At 66.9% G+C, this 19,507-nt stretch carries 19 protein-coding genes; 9 read left to right on the forward strand and 10 right to left on the reverse strand.

Going from position 1 to position 19,507, the window contains the following annotated elements; all coding sequences use genetic code 11:
* Positions 1-12: 12 nt before the first annotated feature.
* The 5 genes from BLQ28_RS13775 to BLQ28_RS13795 form a co-directional block, all read right to left on the reverse strand.
* Positions 13-993, reverse strand: a complete 981-nt coding sequence (locus BLQ28_RS13775; RefSeq protein WP_093240084.1) for a tripartite tricarboxylate transporter substrate binding protein — start codon at positions 991-993, stop codon at positions 13-15.
* Positions 994-1,101: 108 nt separating this feature from the next.
* Complete coding sequence (locus BLQ28_RS13780) at positions 1,102-2,175, reverse strand: patatin-like phospholipase domain-containing protein (protein ID WP_093241651.1); 1,074 nt, start codon at positions 2,173-2,175, stop codon at positions 1,102-1,104.
* A 37-nt stretch (positions 2,176-2,212) separates the two neighbouring features.
* Positions 2,213-4,588: a Tex family protein gene (locus BLQ28_RS13785; RefSeq protein ID WP_093240087.1), complete on the reverse strand. Its 2,376-nt coding sequence runs from the start codon at positions 4,586-4,588 to the stop codon at positions 2,213-2,215.
* An 80-nt stretch (positions 4,589-4,668) separates the two neighbouring features.
* A complete protein-coding gene (locus tag BLQ28_RS13790; protein WP_256327288.1) occupies positions 4,669-5,613 on the reverse strand; it encodes a sensor histidine kinase in 945 nt (314 codons plus the stop codon).
* A gap of 44 nt (positions 5,614-5,657) precedes the next feature.
* Positions 5,658-6,452 carry a LuxR C-terminal-related transcriptional regulator gene (locus BLQ28_RS13795; RefSeq protein ID WP_093240092.1) on the reverse strand — a complete coding sequence of 265 codons (795 nt, stop codon included), beginning with the start codon at positions 6,450-6,452 and terminating at the stop codon, positions 5,658-5,660.
* A 381-nt stretch (positions 6,453-6,833) separates the two neighbouring features.
* Between BLQ28_RS13795 and BLQ28_RS13800 the strand changes: the two genes are divergently transcribed.
* The 8 genes from BLQ28_RS13800 (at position 6,834) to BLQ28_RS13835 (ending at position 12,395) form a co-directional block, all read left to right on the forward strand.
* Positions 6,834-7,526 carry a hypothetical protein gene (locus tag BLQ28_RS13800; protein WP_093240094.1) on the forward strand — a complete coding sequence of 231 codons (693 nt, stop codon included), beginning with the start codon at positions 6,834-6,836 and terminating at the stop codon, positions 7,524-7,526.
* Positions 7,527-7,605: 79 nt separating this feature from the next.
* A complete protein-coding gene (locus tag BLQ28_RS33270; protein WP_256327289.1) occupies positions 7,606-8,505 on the forward strand; it encodes a hypothetical protein in 900 nt (299 codons plus the stop codon).
* A gap of 16 nt (positions 8,506-8,521) precedes the next feature.
* Positions 8,522-8,845 (forward strand): hypothetical protein, encoded by a 324-nt coding sequence (locus tag BLQ28_RS13810; RefSeq protein WP_093241653.1) that lies wholly within the window; start codon positions 8,522-8,524, stop codon positions 8,843-8,845.
* Positions 8,846-8,924: 79 nt separating this feature from the next.
* Positions 8,925-9,431 carry a hypothetical protein gene (locus tag BLQ28_RS13815; RefSeq protein ID WP_093240097.1) on the forward strand — a complete coding sequence of 169 codons (507 nt, stop codon included), beginning with the start codon at positions 8,925-8,927 and terminating at the stop codon, positions 9,429-9,431.
* A 68-nt stretch (positions 9,432-9,499) separates the two neighbouring features.
* The gene (locus BLQ28_RS13820) at positions 9,500-9,862 is read left to right on the forward strand and encodes a GIY-YIG nuclease family protein (protein WP_093240100.1); all 363 of its coding nucleotides are present in this window, start codon (positions 9,500-9,502) and stop codon (positions 9,860-9,862) included.
* A complete protein-coding gene (locus tag BLQ28_RS13825) occupies positions 9,859-10,299 on the forward strand; it encodes a helix-turn-helix domain-containing protein (RefSeq protein ID WP_093240102.1) in 441 nt (146 codons plus the stop codon). The genes BLQ28_RS13820 and BLQ28_RS13825 overlap by 4 nt, the downstream gene beginning before the upstream one ends.
* A gap of 63 nt (positions 10,300-10,362) precedes the next feature.
* On the forward strand, positions 10,363-10,944 hold the full coding sequence (locus BLQ28_RS13830) for a DUF2239 family protein (protein ID WP_093240105.1): 582 nt from the start codon (positions 10,363-10,365) through the stop codon (positions 10,942-10,944).
* Positions 10,941-12,395, forward strand: coding sequence for an MATE family efflux transporter (locus BLQ28_RS13835; RefSeq protein ID WP_093240107.1), 1,455 nt, complete (start codon positions 10,941-10,943; stop codon positions 12,393-12,395). Before BLQ28_RS13830 ends, BLQ28_RS13835 begins: the two co-directional genes overlap by 4 nt.
* Before the next feature lie 28 nt (positions 12,396-12,423).
* Here BLQ28_RS13835 and BLQ28_RS13840 read toward each other — a convergent pair whose 3' ends face one another.
* Entirely contained in the window at positions 12,424-12,897 is a 474-nt protein-coding gene (locus BLQ28_RS13840) for a VOC family protein (RefSeq protein ID WP_093240110.1), read from the reverse strand.
* Between the two features lie 145 nt (positions 12,898-13,042).
* Here BLQ28_RS13840 and BLQ28_RS13845 point away from each other — a divergent pair, with 145 nt between their 5' ends.
* A complete protein-coding gene (locus BLQ28_RS13845; protein ID WP_176801115.1) occupies positions 13,043-14,395 on the forward strand; it encodes a serine hydrolase domain-containing protein in 1,353 nt (450 codons plus the stop codon).
* Between the two features lie 205 nt (positions 14,396-14,600).
* On the opposite strand, the gene BLQ28_RS13855 is transcribed toward BLQ28_RS13845, so the two are convergent.
* Genes BLQ28_RS13855 through BLQ28_RS13870 form a run of 4 tightly spaced genes read right to left on the reverse strand, consistent with a single transcriptional unit; the run spans position 14,601 to position 19,507 of the window.
* Positions 14,601-15,422 (reverse strand): amidohydrolase family protein, encoded by an 822-nt coding sequence (locus tag BLQ28_RS13855; protein WP_093240112.1) that lies wholly within the window; start codon positions 15,420-15,422, stop codon positions 14,601-14,603.
* Positions 15,423-15,462: 40 nt separating this feature from the next.
* On the reverse strand, positions 15,463-16,464 hold the full coding sequence (locus tag BLQ28_RS13860; protein WP_093240115.1) for a hydroxyacid dehydrogenase: 1,002 nt from the start codon (positions 16,462-16,464) through the stop codon (positions 15,463-15,465).
* 50 nt (positions 16,465-16,514) lie between these two features.
* Positions 16,515-17,555, reverse strand: coding sequence for a LacI family DNA-binding transcriptional regulator (locus tag BLQ28_RS13865; RefSeq protein WP_093240118.1), 1,041 nt, complete (start codon positions 17,553-17,555; stop codon positions 16,515-16,517).
* A 41-nt stretch (positions 17,556-17,596) separates the two neighbouring features.
* Positions 17,597-19,507 carry a TRAP transporter large permease gene (locus BLQ28_RS13870; RefSeq protein WP_093240120.1) on the reverse strand — a complete coding sequence of 637 codons (1,911 nt, stop codon included), beginning with the start codon at positions 19,505-19,507 and terminating at the stop codon, positions 17,597-17,599.

The raw sequence follows: 19,507 nt of genomic DNA on the forward strand, positions 1-19,507 counted from the left end.
TGCCCCGCGTCCCTACTCCGCCGTCACCCCCGCCGTGCGGATGACCTTGCCCCACTTGGCAGTCTCCGCGGTGACGAAGGCATCGAACTCTTCGGGCGTGCTGCCCGCCGGAATCGTGCCCATGGCGTCGAGCTTCGCGCGCGTCTCGTCGCTGCGGATGATGCGTGCTACCTCTTCCGACATGCGCTTGACGACATCGCGCGGCGTGCCGGCCGGCGCCAGCATGCCCGCCCAGGTGCTGCCGGTGAAGCCCGCGAACCCTTGCTCGATGAAGGTCGGCACGTCGGGCACGGCCGGCAGGCGCTTGTCGCCCGCAACGCCGATCAGCCGCACCTTGCCCGCCTTGGCCTGGTTGATGAGGCCCGTGGGCGCGTCGAAGAACAACTGGATCTGCCCGCCCATCAGGTCCGTCAGCGCCGGCATGGCGCCGCGGTACGGGATGTGGATCATGTAGGTCTGCGTGAGCGACTTCCACAGCTCGGTGGTCAGGTGCGCGGCCGAGCCGTTGCCCGAAGAGCCGAAGCTCACCTTGCCGGGATTGGCGCGCGCGTAGTCGATGAGTTCGCGTGCGGTCTTGAAGGGTGCGTTCATGCTCACCGCAGCCAGCAAGGGCGAGACGCCCATGAGCGAAACGCCCTTGAGGTCCTTGCCCGAGTCATAGGGCAGCTTGGGGTACAGCGTGGTGTTGGCCGCATAGGCCGCGATGACGACGCCGAAGGTGGTGCCGTCGGGCGGCGCCTTGGCGATGGCATCGACACCGATCAGGCTGTTGGCGCCGGGCTTGTTGTCGACAAGCACCGGCTGGCCGAGCCGCGTCTGCAGGCCGACCTGCACCAGCCGCGCCATCTGGTCTGTGAAGCCGCCCGGCGTGTAGGGCACGACGATGCGGATCGGCTTGCTGGGCCACGCGCTTTGCGCGAAGGACGGACCGGCAAGGCTTGCCGCGGCGGTGGCGAGCGTGAATCGGCGGCGTGACAACGTGGCGTGCGGCATGGTGGCTTGTCTCTTCCTTGCTTCTGAATGGATCGATCCATTCTCGAAGCGCCACCCGCGCCGCTGGTCAGGGTTTGCCCGGCGGCATTGTCGCGCGCACGCGCCTGTTCAGAGCGGCAGGACTTCGGGCGTGCGTCCGGTTTCGAGCCACGCCTCGAACTCGTCCGACAGCCGCTGCGCCTCGCGCGTGGCCCGGCCCCACGCTGTGATGCGCGCCTGCGCATCGTTGGCGAAACGAACGAAGTCCTTGCGGTCGGGCAGCTTGCCGTTGGGCAGCGACTTCACCCATTCCGAGTCGGGCGCGAGCACCACCATGCGGTCGAGAAAGCCGGTGGACCTGTGGCGCCAGCGCAGCCCCTTGTCGAGCCAGCCCGGCACCACCGCCTGCTGGAAATGCGGGTACAGCACGATGCCGTCGTCGGCTGGCTGGTAGTCCAGGTGCAGGTGGTAGTCGGTGATGCCGCCGTCCCAATAAGCACCGCGCGGCGCGCCGGGAATGTCGTGCACCGCCGCCAGCAGGAACGGAATGGAGCACGAGGCCTGCAGCACCATGTTGAAGTTGGCCTCGCTCAGCGCGTGCTGGCGCGTGCGGAAATCTTTGGTGCCGAAGGGCAAGGCCGCGCCGGACGTGGAGAACACGCAGCGCTCCAGCCACGCGCCCAGGCTCTTGCGGTGCAGGCTGTTGGTGGCAAAAGCGCCCAGGTAGCCGACCGGCGTGCGCGCCCTGCCCTCGCGCCCGAGGATGTGGCGCCCGCGCGATGTCACCACGTGCAGGCGATAGCGCGGATGGTTCAGCACCTCGGCGATGCGCCCGCCGTAGAAGTCTTCGAGGCTCTGCGCAAAGCGCTCGCTGAGCTGGTGCGGGCTCAGCCGCTTCTGCCCCGGCGGCACCTCGAACTGCTGGCGCACGTAGTCATGCTCGAAGCGCTGGAAGGCCGCCTCCGGGTCAGACAGGCAGGCCGTAGACAGCCGCCACGCGCCGATCGACGCGCCCACCAGGTGCACCTGCTGGCTCGACTGCGTGAGCCAGCGGCCGAAGATGAAGCGGTCGAGCGGCCCGAGGATCAGACCCTTGGGTCCGCCCGCCGCACCGGGGATGGTGCGGACGTCCTGCGGGCGCAGGCCGTGCTGCTCGATGTGCTTGCGGGCCGTGGGGCCGGCATAGATACGCAGTGCTTTCACCATGCCCGAGGCCTCAGCAAGAACCGTGCATCGCGGCCTACTTGCGCAGCCCCTGCAGCTTGGCGAAGGCGCTGGCCATCTGGCCGGCGGGCTGCGGCGAGTTGTCGCGGCGGCCTTGCTGTTGCTGGCCGCGCCCTGCGCCTTCGAAGCGGTTGTCGCGCGGGCCGTCGCGGCGCGCGGGCGCCGCATCGAGCTTCATCGACAGGCCGATGCGCTTGCGCGCCACGTCCACTTCCATCACCTTGACCTTGACGATGTCGCCGGTCTTGACGACTTCGCGCGCGTCGTTCACGAACTTGTGGCTGAGTTGGCTCACGTGCACCAGGCCGTCCTGGTGCACGCCCAGGTCGATGAAGGCGCCGAACTGCGCGACGTTGCTGACCGTGCCTTCGAGGATCATGCCCTCGGCCAGGTCGGTGATGTCGTCCACGCCGTCATTGAAGCGCGCCACCTTGAAGTCGGGACGCGGGTCGCGGCCGGGCTTTTCGAGTTCGCCCAGGATGTCCTTGACCGTGATGACGCCGAACTTCTCGTTGGCGAACAGCTCGGGCTTGAGCGTCTTGAGCATTTCCGCGCGGCCCATCAGCTCGGCGATCGGCTTGCCGGTCTTGACGATGATCTGCTCGACCAGCGGGTAGGTTTCGGGGTGCACGCCGGTCACATCGAGCGGGTCGGTGCCGCCGCGGATGCGCAGGAAACCCGCGCTCTGCTCGAAGGCCTTGGGGCCGAAGCCGGTCACGTCGAGCAGTTGCTTGCGGGTGGCAAAGGCGCCGTTCGATTCGCGCCAGCGCACCACCGCCTTGGCCACGCTGGCCGACAGGCCCGAGACACGCGACAGCAGCGGCACGCTCGCGGTGTTGAGGTCCACGCCCACCGAGTTCACGCAGTCTTCGACCACGGCCTGCAGGGTGCGCGCCAGTTCGCTCTGGTTCACGTCGTGCTGGTACTGGCCCACGCCGATGCTCTTGGGGTCGATCTTCACGAGTTCGGCCAGCGGGTCTTGCAGGCGGCGCGCAATGGACGCTGCGCCGCGCAGGCTCACGTCGACATCGGGCATTTCCTGCGAGGCGAATTCGCTGGCCGAATAGACCGAGGCGCCCGCCTCGCTGACGACGACCTTGTCGACCTTGATCTCGGGCGCGCCGGCCTGCGCGGCCATCTTGGCCAGCAGCTTGATGAGGTCGGCAGCCAGCTTGTCGGTTTCGCGGCTGGCGGTGCCGTTGCCGATGGCGATCAGGTTCACGCCATGCTTGGCGCAGAGCTTGCCGAGCGTGTGCAGCGAGCCTTCCCAGTCCTTGCGCGGTTCGTGCGGGAACACGGTGGCGGTCTCGACCAGCTTGCCGGTCGAATCGACCACGGCCACCTTCACGCCGGTGCGGATGCCGGGGTCGAGCCCCATCACGACGCGCGGGCCGGCGGGTGCGGCCAGCAGCAGGTCGCGCAGGTTGTCGGCAAACACCTTGATCGCCACCTTCTCGGCGTCTTCGCGCAGGCGGGTGAACAGGTCGCGCTCGGTCGACAGCGCGAGCTTCACGCGCCAGGTCCAGGCCACGCACTTGCGGATGAGGTCATCGGCCGGGCGAGCCGCATGGCTCCAGCCCATGTGCAGCGCGATGCGGCCTTCGGCCACGCTGGGCTTGCCCGGCTCGGGCTCGACCGGCAGCACCAGCTTGGCGTCGAGGATGTCAAGCGCACGGCCGCGGAACACGGCCAGCGCGCGGTGCGACGGCACGCGGCCGATGGGCTCGTCGTATTCGAAGTAGTCGCGGAACTTGGAAACGTCGACGTTGTTCTCGTCCTTGCCGGCCATCAGGCTGGACTTGAGCAGGCCTTCGTTCCAGAGCCATTCGCGCAGGCCCTGCACCAGCGCGGCGTCTTCGGCCCAGCGTTCGGACAGGATGTCGCGCACGCCGTCGAGCACCAGCGGCACGGTCGAGAAATCGGGGCCGGGCTTGCCGTCGTCCAGCGTGGTGGCGGGTTGCAGGAAGGCCTTGGCCTCGACCGCCGGGTCGAGCGTGGGGTCGGCCAGCAGCTTGTCGGCCAGCGGCTCGATGCCGAATTCGCGGGCGATCTGGCCCTTGGTGCGGCGCTTTTGCTTGAACGGCAGGTAGAGGTCTTCCAGCTCCTGCTTGGTCGGTGCGAATTCGATCGCGGCGCGCAGCTCGGGGGTGAGCTTGCCTTGTTCGTCGATGCTCTTGAGCACCGCGACGCGGCGGTCTTCCAGTTCGCGCAGGTAGGAAAGGCGGGCTTCCAGCTCACGCAGCTGGACGTCGTCCAGGCCGTCGGTGGCTTCCTTGCGGTAGCGGGCGATGAAAGGAACCGTGGCGCCCCCGTCGAGCAGTTCGACGGCGGCCTTCACCTGATGCTCGCCAACCTTGATTTCGGCGGCGAGCTGGCGAATGATTTTCTGCATGTCTTGAGCGCGTCCCTGGCAAAGCGCGGGAGTTTGCCATAGGCGCGACCGGCCCCCTGCCGGGCCACCCGGCGGGCGTGTTACAGCATGCTTTCGGGCTCGGGATTCACGCTGGCCGCAGCCACTTCATGGCACGGGATCAGCAGGCGGATACAGAGCCCGTGCGGCGCGAAATCCATGACGGCCAGCTCGCCGTGTATCGCCTCGGCGCGGGCGCGCATGCTGCGCAGCCCCTTGCCCGCGTGGTCGGACGGCACGGTGGCCGAGGTCTGCAGGCCGCGGCCGTTGTCGCGCACCTCCAGCATCATCCCGCGCTTGTGGCCCTGCGGGCCGAAATGCAGCTCGACGCGGGTGGCGTGCGAATGGCGCAGCGCGTTGGACAAAGCCTCCTGCGCCACCCGGCAGATCTGCACGGCGGTTTCGGGCTGCAGCGGGCAGGTGTGGGCGGCGCTGGCGATGTGCCATTCCAGCGCGATGCCGAGCCGGTCGAACGCGGGTTGCAGCCGGTAACGCAGGTGGCCCAGCCTTTCGACGACGCTGGCGGAGGTCTGGTCGTCCAGGTCGTCCACCGTCATCTGCAGCTCGAGCAGGCAGGCCTGCAGCGCCATCGACAGCCCGTCGGGCTCGGCCGATTTCTTCGGGTCCTGGCTGGCGAGCAACGCCACCAGCCGCGAGCCCACGCCGTCATGCAGGTCGTTGGCGATGCGGCGGCGCTCGTTCATGACAGCCTGCACCTGCCGGTAGCGCGCAACGCGGCGTTGCGAGACGTACCAGATGCTCACGATCATGCCGAGCACCAGCACGTTGACGGCCTGCAGCGCCCAGAAGGTCACCGGCATGTCGTGCGCCAGCAGCGTGATCGCCGAGGTGGCCCGGATCACCTGCGCGGCCACCGGCGTCAGGTGCAGGGCTGCGGCGAGCGCGACCCAGGTGAGCATCCGGCGGCGGGAAATGCGCGGCCACAGCCAGGTCAGCAGCACACACCAGGAGGCAATCGACAGCCACACGTACTGGTCTTCCAGCAAATGTGGGAGATGAAGGACCTCCTGGGAGAGCATGGCAGCATGGCCTACAGAAGACCCCGGTGCGACGCAAAACTCACCGCCTGCGCCCGGGTGTGGGCGTGCAGCTTGCGGTAGATGTTCTTCACGTGTGCGTTAACCGTCTGGGCGCTGATGGTGAGCTGCAGCGCGATCTCTTCGGTGACGTACCCCGTCGCTACAAGTCGCAACACTTCGCGCTCCCGTGCCGATAACGTCGCCTTGCTGTCTGGCGGGCGCACCGGGTTCACGTTGGAGCGCTTGTGATCGAGGTGAACCAGCAGCCGGCGCGCCAGGCGCGGGGTGATGGCAGCGCCGCCGTTCACCACCTGCAACACGGCCTGCGCATAGCTCTGGAACCACGCGTTCTTCACGAGGTAGCCGGAGGCGCCCAGCTCGAAGGCATGCAGCACCTGCGGCTCGTCTTCGAGCGCGGAGATGACGATGATCTCGGCCGCGCTGCGGTGCTTCTTGGCCTCTTCGATCAGCTCGAATCCGCTGCCGTCGCCCAGGCGGATGTCGACCATGAGCACGTCGAACTCGTGCTGCATCAAGAGGCGTCGCCCCTCTCGCAAGGTACCGGCCTGCCCTTCGAGCTGGATGCGCAGATCGCTCAGCAATTCCTGGGCAATCACGCGGCGCACGAAGGGGTCGTCGTCCACCAGCAGAACACGCACCGGCTTGGTCTGTTGACCCGTCAGGAAATCAGGCCACGGGAGGGTATCGGCGGAGGGTGCGAGGAGCCCGCCGAACTGCCCAGGGTTGGAAAATTTCCTAGCCCCGCTTCCGATGTCTGTCAATGAAATGTCGAGTTCGCTTTCCATTTCAGCCCCTTTGTGACAAAAGAATCACGCTGTTCGTGAGCAAAAGTTAGTTCATTTCTACTCAAATTCCGTGATTCTGCTTTTTTGATTACTTTGGTTGCATTTTGTTGCTACTCATTTTCTATGTCCATCAAAAGTTGTAGTTTTTGTCACGGTCGCCGCATGGAAAAGCGGTTTTAAGAGGGGCTTGCAACCCGCCTTATCCATTCCTTTCGCCATAGCCTTGCACTACCCAGCCTGAGGCATTTTTTGTTTGCAACTCGACGCTGAAACTTCATCCCGGTCGCCACGGAAACATTTCATTCCGCGTTCACTGACCGTCAGCTGATGGCCGGAGGGTCCGGCAATCGGGTTTGTTTCACACACTTTCGAGGAAGCATCATGAAGAAGACTCTTATTGCGATCGCAGTGGTTCTGGTCGCTGGCGTTGCTTCGGCAACCGTCAGCAGCACCGCAGTAGCCGCCACGACGACGACGACGGGCGCCTCCAGTTCGGCTGGCTCTCTGGCAGCGAGCTCCGGCACCGGGAGTGCGTTGAGCTACAACTCGGCAACGTCCAATGCCTCGGCAACGGGCAGCGGCGGCGCATTCGGCACCGGCTTCCCGGGCGGCAGCGTCGGCGCGGCAGGCGTGCAGGGTTCGGCATCGACCACAGGCAAGGTGACCAGCGTGGCAGCCACGACCGGCAACGGCGCGGCCATCGGCGGTGCCAATGCATCGGCGAACGCAGGCTCGGCCTCCAATGCCAGCTTCGACGTGGACAACTCTCACCCGGTGAACGGCTCGGCCGCAGGCTTCGCGGGCTCCAGCACCAACAACACGGCTGCCACGGCTGCCGGCCCTGGCGGCGGTCTCGCCGTCGTGACCCGGACTTCGGGCACCACGTCGGGCTACAACGCCTCCTCCGGCGCGATCTCGGGTCCGATCACCGCTACTGGCAGCTCGGCAACCGCCGGCTCGGCAGGCGGCTCTTCGGGCGTGGCGAACTTCCACTTCGGCAATGCCGCGGGCTTCAGCAACGGTGGCGGCACCGGCGGTGTGGCAGGCGCTGGCGCCAGCGCAGCAACCAACTGAGCAGTGCGCTGCAGGCAAGGTTGCGTTTGGAAATGGGGAGGGGCCACCGCCCCTCCCCGGCATCAAAGGAGTTGAGAAAATGAAAAAACTGCTTTTCTTCGCGCTGCTGACCGTGTCCGCGGCGACGATGGCTCAAACGACAGCTGGCGGCGCGAACAACGGATCGTCCAGCTCGGCCACCACCTCGGCCCAGGGCAACAACCAGGCTGTGACGTTCTCCAGTCCCGCGAGTACCACCAACCAGACGAGCCTGAACAGCAACCAGAACATCGTCAACAGTGGCGCGACCCAGAGCACTGTCGACTACCAGGGCAGCTACACGATCAAGAACGTGCCGTCGGTCAACGGGCCCAACCTGACCACCAGCAACGACACCTGCATGGGCAGCACGAGCGCCAGCGCCAACGGCCCGGGTGTCGGTCTCAGTTTCGGCACCACCTGGACGGACGAGCACTGCAAGCGCCTGAAGATGAGCCGCGAGCTCTGGAACAAGGGCATGAAGGCGGCATCGCTCGCCATGGACTGCATGGACCCGTCGGCCCAGGCGGCCCTGGAGATGACAGGCACGAAATGCCCGCAATCGATGACGGCGGACGAGCGCGTGAGCGCGTACGGGCCGCAGGCATCGAGCACCGGCGCCGCACCGCCGGTCGCCGCACGGCCCGCCGCCCAACCGGTCGCGATGGTGCAGCCGGCCGCGGTCGCGCCCGCCCCGGCACCTGTGCCAGCGCCGTTGCCAACGCCGCCCGCGCCCGTCGTCCAGATGGCGCCCGCGCCGCAACCGGTGGCGCAACCCGTGGCCGCCGCGCCAGCCGAAGAACCGCCGGCTGCCACGACGATGCCCGTCGCCAGCGCCACGGTGATGCCGAACGATGCCGGCGAAGCCAGCGCCGACCGCGTGACGCGCCGCCTCGCGGAGCCGGAACCGGCAGCCGGCGACGCCGTGACGGCACCGCAGGCAACGGCGACTGCGCAATGACCGCATGGAGGCCATGATGACCAGGACCGTACTCCTCTGGATGGCGGCTTGTTGCGTGGCAACGGCCTCCGTCGCGGCAACCTACCCCTCCAACCTGCGCGTCGAACGGGTGAGCATGGGCAGCGGCCTGCAGAACGCCAACGGCACCGAGAACGCCCAGCCGGTCGGCGACTACGGTGTGTGGCACGTGCCGCAGTACATGCCGGGCTTTCCGACGGCAGCGACCATCTGGCCGCGCGTCGTGATCCTGCAGTGCGTCGGCGACCTCTGCAACGGCTACGAGCTGACGCCGGAACTCGGACGGGGCGAGTACCTGTTCTTCCGGCCCGCCGAGAAGTAGCGCGACAGTCCACGCGCCGGGCAGCAGCGACGACGAACGCGGCCGCCCGGCCGCGTTGTTGTTGCCGTACCCTTGCCGGATGAACTCCTTCACGCGCGCCCTGCGCGTCATCATCCGCGCCATCGGCACCGTGCTCATCGTGCCCTTCCTGCTCTTCGAGGAATGGGGATGGGAGCCACTGGCCGCCCTGATGGCGCGACTGTCCCGCCTGCCCTTGTGGGCGCGTCTCGAAGACCGCCTGCGCAAGCTGCCGCCCTGGGCCGCGCTGCTGGCGTTCTTCGTGCCGATGCTCCTTTTGCTGCCGGTCAAGGTGCTGGCGCTCTTTCTTTTCGGGCGCGGCCACGCGGCCAGCGGCGTAACGGTGCTGGTGCTGGCCAAGCTCGTCGGCACGGCCGTGGTGGCGCGGATCTTCCAGCTGGTCGAAGGCCCGCTCATGCGCATTCCCTGGTTCGCCCGCTGGTATCCGCGCTGGAAAGCCTGGAAAGACCAGGTGCTGACGCGCGTTCGCCAGAGCCGGCCGTGGCGCGTGGTGCGGGCGATCAACCGGCGGCTTTCCCGTGGGTGGCGGCGGCTGAAGGAGGGCTGAGGGAAGACTGAATTTATTTTTACCCGGGTATATTGTCAATTCAATTTGACCCGGGTAATATTTGAGGCATGAACCTGCCTCAAGAAACACGGCGCGCCCTCGTCAAGGCCTACAAGGAATCCGTACGCCCTGCAGGCGTCTACGTCATCCGCAACACGCTCACCGGCCGCGTCTATGTGGCCGGCAGCCTCGACGTCGAAGGCGCGATGAACCGCGCCCGCTTCGAACTCGACCTGCGCTCGCACCGCAACAAGGCACTGGGACGCGACTGGCTCGCGCACGGCGCGGCGAATTTCAGCTTCGAAGTGATCGACCGGGTCAAGGAGCGCGACGACCCGGCCTTCGACCGCAAGGCCGAGCTCGAGAAGCTGCTCCTGCTCTGGTGCGAAGAACTCCAGTGCACCGGCGAGAACGGCTACAACACGCCATGAGCGTCGATGCATTGGGCTTTTGCCTTGGCATCGGCCGCGCCCACGCCACCCTGACCCTGAAGCTCGACGAAGACCTCGGCGCCTTCCACGGACTGAACTACGAAGACTTCGCCCTCCTCTATTTGCTCCTGCAAGGCGACGACGGCTGCATGCCCATGCCCGATCTCGCGCGAGCCCTGGGGTTGCCAATGTCGGCGTTGATCCGCAAGATGCTGCTGCTCGAAAAAACCGGCTTGGCCGAGCGCGTGGCGGGACCGAACGGCGACAGCCGGCGCCATGCGGCCATCCGCCGCGGCGGCCGACTGTTGATGCAGGCCGCCGTCACCACCGTCGAGGCGATCTGCGCCGACGCCGTGAAGTCGCTGGCCCCGCAACGCCTGCCGGACATCCACGCCGCGTTGCGGGTGCTGTACCAGGACGACGCGCCGCACGCCTGAGCCATTCAACGGGTAGATTACGCACCTCGTTTCGCCCGGACCCGGAAGAACAAAGAATCCGACATGCCATCCGATACCCCTGCGCCCCCGACCCACCTGATTGTTTTCGCTGGCTTCAAACGCATCGCCCTGGGAACCACCGCCGACGTGCTCGCGCAACTGCGCGAGCGCACCGACGACACGCCCTACCTCGTGTTCGACGAGCAGACCGGCGAGCTGCTCGACTTCGACGTGCACAACCGTGCCGGCGCGGTCACGCCCGCCGGCAGTGCCGAGACGCATGACGACGCGCCGCGCGGCGTGGGCCGCCCCAAGCTCGGCGTGGTCGCACGCGAAGTCACGCTGCTGCCGCGCCACTGGGACTGGCTCAATCGCCAACCCGGCGGCGCCTCGGTAGCACTGCGGCGGCTGGTGCAGGACGCCAGCCGCGTCAACGCCGACCGCGATGCCGTGCGCGCATCGCGCGAAGCCGCCTACCGTTTCATGACCGCCATCGCCGGCGCCCTGCCCGGCTTCGAGGAAGCCACCCGCGCGCTGTTCGCGGGCGAGCGCAATCGCTTCGAAGCACTGATCGACGCCTGGCCGCCAGACCTGCGCGCGCACCTGCAAAAACTGTCCGCCGCCGGCTGGAGCACCCCCGCATGAGAGCAACCCCCGAGACCCCCAGCGCCAGCCAAGGCAGCCCAAGCGGAGCCAGTGGCTCGACGAGCGACCCGAGCGGACTCAAGGGCGTGCCCGTCGCGCCCGTGGGCGCACCGCGTCCTCTGTGGAAAGTCTTTCTCTTCTTCCTGGCGCCGATGTTGCTCAGCAACATCCTGCAATCGCTGTCGGGCACGCTCAACAACATCTATGTCGGGCAGATGCTCGGCGTGGGCGCGCTGGCGGCGGTGTCGAGCTTCTTCCCGGTGATGTTCTTCTTCATCGCCTTCATCATCGGCCTGGGCGCCGGTGCGTCGGTGCTGATCGGCCAGGCCTGGGGGGCGCGCGATGTCGCCAAGGTCAAGGCCGTGGCCGGCACCACGCTCACGGTGGGCATCCTGATGGGCCTGGTGATCGCGGTGTTCGGCGGTGTCTTCACCACGCCGATGCTGGCGATGCTGGGCACGCCGCCCGACGTGCTGGCCGACTCCACGCGCTACGCCCGCATCATGCTCATCGCGATGCCCGGCCTCTTCGTGTTCCTGCTGTCCACCGCCATGCTGCGCGGCGTGGGCGACACCATCACGCCGCTGTTCACGCTGGTCATCTCCACGCTGGTCGGGCTGATGGTCACGCCCGCGCTCATTCGCGGCTGGGGTGGCCTGCCGCAACTTGGCGTGGCCAGCGGTGCCTGGGCCACGGTGGTGGCCTTCGTGGTCGCCACGCTGTGGCTGGGCTTCCGGCTGCGCCATCGCAAGAGCCCGCTGGCGCCCGACGCCGAGTTCATGCGCAACATGCGCATCCAGCCGCAATTGCTCAAGGCCGTGCTCCGCATCGGTGTGCCCACGGGCGTGCAGATGATCGTGGTGGCGCTGGCCGAAGTGGTGCTGCTGTCGATGGTCAACAGCTACGGCTCGAACGCCACTGCCGCCTACGGCGCGGTGAACCAGGTGGTCGCGTACGTGCAGTTCCCGGCGATCTCGATTGCCATTGCCGCATCGATCCTCGGCGCGCAGGCCATCGGCGCGGGCCGTGCCAACCGCCTCGGCGCCATCGCCAAGACGGCGCTGATGATGAACCTGGTGCTGACCGGCAGCCTCGTGCTGCTGGGCTACCTGTTCTCGCGCCACCTGATGGGCTTCTTCATCACCAGCGCGCCGGTGATCGAGATCGCGCAGACGCTGCTGCACATCATGCTGTGGAGCCTGGTGCTCTTCGGCATGGCCTCGGCGCTGTCGGGGATCATGCGGGCCAGCGGCTCGGTGCTGGTGCCGACGCTGATCTCGATCTTCTGCATCCTCGGCGTGGAAGTGCCGGTGGCGTATGTCATGAGCCACCGCATCGGGCTGGACGGCATCTGGATCGCCTATCCGGCGACCTTCGGTGTGATGCTGCTGCTGCAGACCGCGTACTACCAGCTGGTGTGGCGCAAGAAGGCGATCCACCGGCTGGTGTAGCAGCCGCCTCCGGCGGCGGGTCGATGGATCAGGCCCCGTCGAAGGCCTTGCGCACGGCGGCGATGTCGAGCTTGACCATCGTCATCATCGACTGCATCGCGCGGGCGGCCTTGGCCGGGTCCTTGTCCTGGAACATCTCGATCAGGCCGTCGGGCACGATCTGCCAGGCCACGCCATAGCGGTCGGTGAGCCAGCCGCACTCCATCGGCTTTCCGCCTTCGAGCAGCCGGCTCCAGTAGTTGTCGACCTCGGCCTGCGTCCCGCACCTCAGGTACATCGAGATGGCCGGGGTGAACTTGAACTGCGGGCCGCCGTTGATCACCATGAACTCCTGCCCCTGGAGCTCGAAGACCGCGGTGAGCAGCGAGCCCTTCAGGGCGGGGTTGGTGTCGCCCCAGAGCAGCTTGTCGGTCACGCGCGAGTTCGGAAAGATGCCGGTGTAGAACTTCACCGCTTCTTCGCCGTTGCCGTCGAACCAGAGGCAGGGCACGATTTTCTGCATGGGGTCTCCTTCGCTTGAATGATGAACCTGAGGGTTCAGTATCAAAGCGCGAAGCTGGCGTTGTCAAGCCGCGCGGCGGCTGTCAGAGAGAAGTTCCCATGGGCCATGGCGGTCCACAATGCCCGTTCACTTCTGCGCCATCGCCATGCTCGCCACACTCCAAAGCAGCTTCAAGCGCAACGCCGCGATGCTCGCGTGCCTCATCGCTTTTGCGGCTCATACAGCCCACGCGGCGGACACCGCGCCCTTTCCCGATGCCGCCGCCAGCGACCCGGCTACGCTCGGCTGGATGACCGGCTCGCCCCCGCCCGCAGAGCGCACGTTGCGCTTCGACGACGGCAGCTACTTCCAGTTTCCGGCGATGCGCTGGAGCGTGTCGAACTTCCGCCAGCTGATGCCGACCATGAATGTCTCGCGCGGCCTGGGCGCGCCCGTCGCCCTGTCCTCGGCCCTGCGCAAGGACATCGACACGCTCAGCTTCATGCCGCTCGGCGGAACCGCGCCGATGAGCTGGGCGCAATCGCTCGCCGCCACCTACACCGACGGCATCGTGGTGCTGCATCGCGGCCGCATCGTGTACGAGCGCTACTTCGGCGCGCTGAAAGACGACGGCCAGCATGGCGCCATGTCGGTCACCAAGTCGGTGGTCGGCACGCTCGGCGCGATGCTGGTGGCCGAAGGCAGGCTCGATGCCGACAAGCAGGTGGCCGAGTACGTGCCCGAACTTGCGAAGTCCGCCTTCGGCAACGCCACGGTGCGCCAGGTGCTCGACATGACCACCGGGCTCAAGTTCAGCGAAGACTATGCCGACCCGAACGCCGAAGTCTGGGCGCATGCGCAGGCCGGCAACCCCTTGCCGAAGCCCAAGGACTACACCGGCCCGCGCAGCTACTACGAGTTCCTGCAGACCGTGCAACCCGAAGGACGGCATGGCGACGGCTTCGGCTACAAGACCGTCAACTCCGACGTGCTGGGCTGGGTGATCGCGCGCGCCACCGGCCGCAACGTGGCGCAGTTGCTGTCCGAGCGCATCTGGCGCCGCATCGGTGCCGAGCAGGACGCCTACTTCACCGTCGATTCGATCGGCACGCCCTTCGTCGGCGGCGGCCTGAACACCGGCCTGCGCGACCTGGCGCGCTTCGGAGAAATGCTGCGCAACGACGGCCGCTTCAACGGCCAGCAGATCGTGCCGAAGGCTGCGGTCGACGACATCCGGCGCGGGGGCGACAAGGCGGCCTTCGCCAAGGGCGGCTATCCGCTGCTGAAGGGCTGGAGCTACCGCGATATGTGGTGGGTCACGCACAACGACCACGGCGCCTACATGGCGCGCGGCGTGCACGGCCAGCGCATCTACATCGACCCGAAGGCCGAGATGGTGATCGTGCGCTACGCCTCGCACCCCGTGGCCAGCAACTCGGCCAACGACCCGGTCACGCTGCCGGCTTTCGAGGCGCTCGGGCGGCATCTACTGGGGCAAGGCCGTCGCGTGGCGCGCTGAAAGCCGATGCCATTTCCATGAAACACAAGGACTGACCGGCAGTTCCCGCACGCCGGGCAACCAGTGCCGCCATGCACGCACGATGCTGCGGCGTGGCCTTCGTGCGTGTCCTGCAAAGGGTAGGCGTTTCGCTTGCCGCGATCGGGACGGCCCTGGCTACCCTGCCTGCGACGGACGCGCCAGCCGGGCCGATCAGGCGCAGCGCCTAGAAGCCGTACAGCGCAGCCGGGTTGTCCACGAGGATGCGGCGGCGCGTGTCGTCGCTCGTGGCCCACGAGAACAGCAGGTCGTACAGCGGCACGTTCGCCGGCACCGGGTTGCGCCCCGGATGCGGCCAGTTGCTGGCCCACAGGCAGCGCTCCGGAAACTTCTCGGCCAGTGTGCGCGCCAGCAGGCTGACGTCGTCATAACCGGGCGCACCGGTCTTCGAGGTTTCGTACGGTGCCGACAGCTTGATCCACACGCGGCCCGAATCGAGCACGCGCAGCAGCGACTGGAACGACGGATGCGATGGCGCCACCGGCTCCAGGAACTTGCCGTTGTGGTCCAGCACCAGCCGGCACGGCAGGCGCTTGAGCACCTCTTCGTGGTCGGGCATCGTGCGGCCATCGAGCTGCAGGTTGACCATCCATTCGGCATTGGCCAGGCGCGCGGCCATCGGTTCGAGCGACGCCCAGCTCAGCACGCCGCCGATCATCATGTAGCGCACGCCGCGCATGCCGCCGGCATGCAGACGCGCAATCTCTTCATCGCTCACTTCGGGCGCGACCAATGCAATGCCGCGCGCCGAATCGCCGAACTGCGCCAGCGCATCGAGCGTGCAGCTGTTGTCGAAGCCGTAGCCGGTCGGCTGCACGACCACCGCGCGGTCGATGCCCAGCGGCTCCTGCACCTGTGCGCGGTAGGCCGACACCGGCGAATGCGGCGGCACCCACGCCACATTGGGAATCAGCGGAAAGCGGTCTTCGTAGATGTGGACGTGGCAGTCGCAAGCGCCGGCGTAGCGCGTATTCGGGGTCGATTCCATGGAGCGTCTCTTCGAGTTGTTGTGATGTCGGTCGGATCGGTCAGTCGCGTGCGCCGTAGGCCTGCCGCCAGCGCCTGGCCTCGGCGGCATTGACCGCGCCCTTGGGGGCCCTGCCCTGAAAAATCTCGGCCAGTTGCGACACGGTTTCCATCGCCTGGTGCTCCACCGCTGGCGGCGTGAGCCCGCCGACGTGCGGCGATGCGATCACGCGCGGGTGCGCCGCCACGCGCGGCGACGGCATCTGGTCGGGCGCGCGGCCCACGTCCAGTGCGCAGCCGGCGATGGTGCCGGCGTCGAGCGCGGCGAGCAGCGCGTCTTCGTCCACGAGGTTGCCGCGCGCGGCATTGATGAAGAAGGCATGCGGCTGCATCGCGGCGAAGGCCTTCGCGTCCATCATGCTCTCGGTCGCTTCGGTGGCGGGCGCGAGGCACACCACGAAATCGGACTGGGCCAGCAGCTCATCAAGCCCAACTTGCGCGAACTCCGCACGGCCGGTTGCCGTGTACGGGTCGTGCACCACGATGCGCATGCCAAGGGCCAGCGCGATGTCGCACAGGTAGCGGCTGATCTGGCCGAAGCCGATCACGCCCAGCGTGCTGCCGCGCAACTCGCGCCCCATCACCGGCACCACGGGCTGGCCCGCGTGATACCGCGCAGTCGATGCGCTGATGTGCCGCCCCAGGTCGATCATCGCGCCCACGATCCATTCGGACACCGACGCGATGAAACCCGCGCTTGCCTGCGTGATCAGCACGCCATGCCGGCTGGCCGAGGCCACGTCGATGTTGCGGATGTCGATGGCGCAGCGCACGAAGGCCTTGAGCTGCGGCAGCGCCGCGAACAACGCCTCGTCGCCCACCGTCTGACGGTAGGAAATGATCGCATCGCATTCGCGCGCCAGCTCGGCCAGTTCGTGCGACGACAGGTCGGTGTCGGTCGGGTTGAAGCGCACCTGCGCGATGGCCTGCAAGGCCGCGGTGGCCCTCTCGCCGAAATAGGAAGCGAGCTTGCTCTGCGGATGGCTGACGAAAACCGTGGTCATGAAAAAACGACTTTGCTCACAAGAAGAAAGGAGAAGAAAAATGAAGGTGTTCAGGCGCGCGGCGGTGCCACCGAGTCGCGTGCCACCAGCGTGGGCGGAAACACGAACTCAGACGTCGGTATCGACGGATCGGACAGCCGGCTCATCACGCGCTCGACCATCACCTGCGCCATCTCGGGCACGGGCACGCGCACCGAGGTCATGGCCGGGTGCATCAGCATCGAGAGAAAGACGTTGTCGATACCGACGACCGACACGTCCTGCGGCACCGACAGGCCCGCATCGCGAAAGCCCGCCATCAGGCCGAAAGCCAGCAGGTCGTTGACGCCGATCACGCCCGTGGGCCGCTCGGCCGAACCGGCGAGCTGGCTGGCCTGCATGCGGCCCAGCTCGCTCATCATCGAATCGCCGTATTCATCCACGGGCAGGCCCTCGATGACCTGTGCGCTGCCTTCGAGGCCCGCGCTTTTTGCTGCGGCCAGAAAGCCGTTGATCTTCTCGTTCCGGCTCATGGTGCGGCCCGAGGGCGTGACGAAGGCCAGCCTGCGGTGCCCCTGTTCGATCAAATGCGCGGTGGCGATGCGCGACGACTCGAAGCTGTCGACCGTCACATGGTCGATGACCGAGGGCACGCCCGGCGTGGCCCGCCGGTCGTAGCTCACCACCACCAGCCCGCGCTCGGCGGCGGCCTCCACATGCTGTTCATCGATCAGCGACGAGATGATGATCACGCCGCGCACGCCGTGCGCCATCAGGTCCTCGAAGAAATGCGCTTCCTTGCCCGCATCGCGGTACGTGTTGCCGATCATGATGCGAAAGCCGTAGCGCTCTTGCGCCAGGCTTTCGACCTCGCGGGCAATGAAGCCGTACATCGGGTTGGCCATCGACGGCACCAGCAGGCCGATGAGTGGCGTGTGCCCGGTCTTGAGCTGCCGCGCCGAGGTATTGGGCCGGTACTTGAGTTCGCGGATCGCGGCTTCCACGCGGGCCAGCGTCTCCTTGGCCATGCGGTCGCCGCGCCCGTTCAACACGTTCGACACAGTGCTGGTCGAAACACCTGCCCGCTGGGCGACGTCACTGATTCTGCTCACGGAATCTTTCCTGTTCTATCGATGTCTGTCTCTGGGCTCGATCACAACCCCACGCGCATCGGCAGCCACGTGGAGAACGCCGGCACGAGCACCAGCACCACGAGGGTAACGAACAACACGGCAAGGTATTTCAGCATCGGCCGGGCCACGTCCTTCACCTGCGTGCCGGTGATGGCGCAGGTGGCGAAAAGCCCCAGGCCCACGGGCGGCGCGAACAGGCCGAAGCCCATGGCAATGACCATCACCGTGCCGAAGTGCAGCGGGTTCACGCCGAGCTGCGAAGCGATAGGCGTGAGCAGCGGGCCGAAGATGATGAGCGCGGGCGCGCCTTCGAGAATGGCGCCGAACACGATCATGATGAGCACCGACAGCATCACGAACATCGTGCTGCCGTACGAATGCGCAAAGCCGATCATGAACTCCGACAGGTACTGCGGAATCTGCTGGATCGTGAGCGCAAAAGACAGGCTCGACGCCGCCGCCACGATGAAGAGAATGCCACCGGCCATCGACGCCGAGCGCACGAACAGCCGCGCCACCGACTTCACCGTCAGCTCGCGAAAGGCCAGCCAGCCCACCACCAGCGCGTAGATCACCGCGAAGGACGACACCTCGGTCGATGTCGCGATGCCCGAGGTCACGCCCTTGCCGATCATCGCCACCATCACCAGTGCCACCAGCGCGCCGCCGAGCAGGCGGAACATCGGCGTGCGCACGTCGAAAGCTTCGTCGGGGTTGATCTTGGTGCCTACGTAGATGGTCACCGCCGCGAGCGACACGGCCATCACCACCGCCGGCACCAGCCCGGCCATGAACAGCCCTGCAATCGAGATGTTGGCCACGAAGCCCATGATGATCATGTTGATGCACGGCGGAATGGTCTCGGCCATCACCGCGGTGCAGGCCAGCAGGCCGGCCGTTTCGTTCGGGTCCTGTTTGGTCCTGCGTACGGCCGGCATGATGATGCCGCCCACCGCCGCGATGTCGGCCAGCTTGGAGCCCGACACGCCCGAAAAGAACGCCGTGGCCGTGATGGTGATGAGCCCCAGCCCGCCGCGCAGCCGGCCGAACATGCGCAGCAGCAACTCGATGAGCCGCGACGACATGCCATTGGCCTCCATCAGCAGGCCCGCCAGCACGAAGAACGGAATGGCCAGCAGCACGTAGTGGTCGGTGCCCGCCATCACCTGCTGCGAATAGACCAGCATTGGCAGCGATGGGTCGGCCATGAAGAACACCAGCGATGACAGCGCCAGCACGAAGGCGATGGGTATGCCCAGCGCCATGCCGCCCAGAAAGCCGGCGGTGAGCAGCGCCCATGGCGGGATCGCGTGGTCGGCCATCAGCGTGTTCCACGCCACCACCGCCGCCGTGAGCGCGATGCCCACGCCCAGCGTGCCCCACACCCGGCGCGACGGCCCGTTGATGGCATTGGCCAGCCCGAAGAGCGTCATGAAGAGGCTGCCGATGGTCACCGGGTAGACGTAGATCCACTGCGGCAGGCCGATCGATGTCGTCATGCTGTACGAGTCGACCAGCAGTTCGCACGACGAAGCAAAGAGGCTTGCCGACACGCCCACGATGATCCAGCTGCCCAACTGGATCAGCGCCGGCTGCCAGCTCGCCGGCAGCATGCCGCGGAACAGGTCCACGCCCACGTGCTGGCTGCGCGCGAGCACCGTCGCCGCGCCGAAGAACACCTGGATGACCATCAGCGCGCGCGCCACCTCCTCCGCCCAGTCGAAGGGGTCGTGCAGGAAGTAGCGAAAGATCACCGAGATGAAGACCACCACCACGTCGATGGCCAGCACCACGCCGGCCATGTATTCGGTGACGCGCATCAGCCAGGCCAGCCAGCGGCCCGAGGCATGGCTGACGTCGAAGCCCAATGCGGGCGACAGTGCGAGCGGCTGCATGGACGGGGCACCCGGCGAGATCGAAAGGCTCGACAT

The organism is Variovorax sp. EL159, assembly GCF_900100965.1.
GTDB lineage: Bacteria > Pseudomonadota > Gammaproteobacteria > Burkholderiales > Burkholderiaceae_C > Variovorax.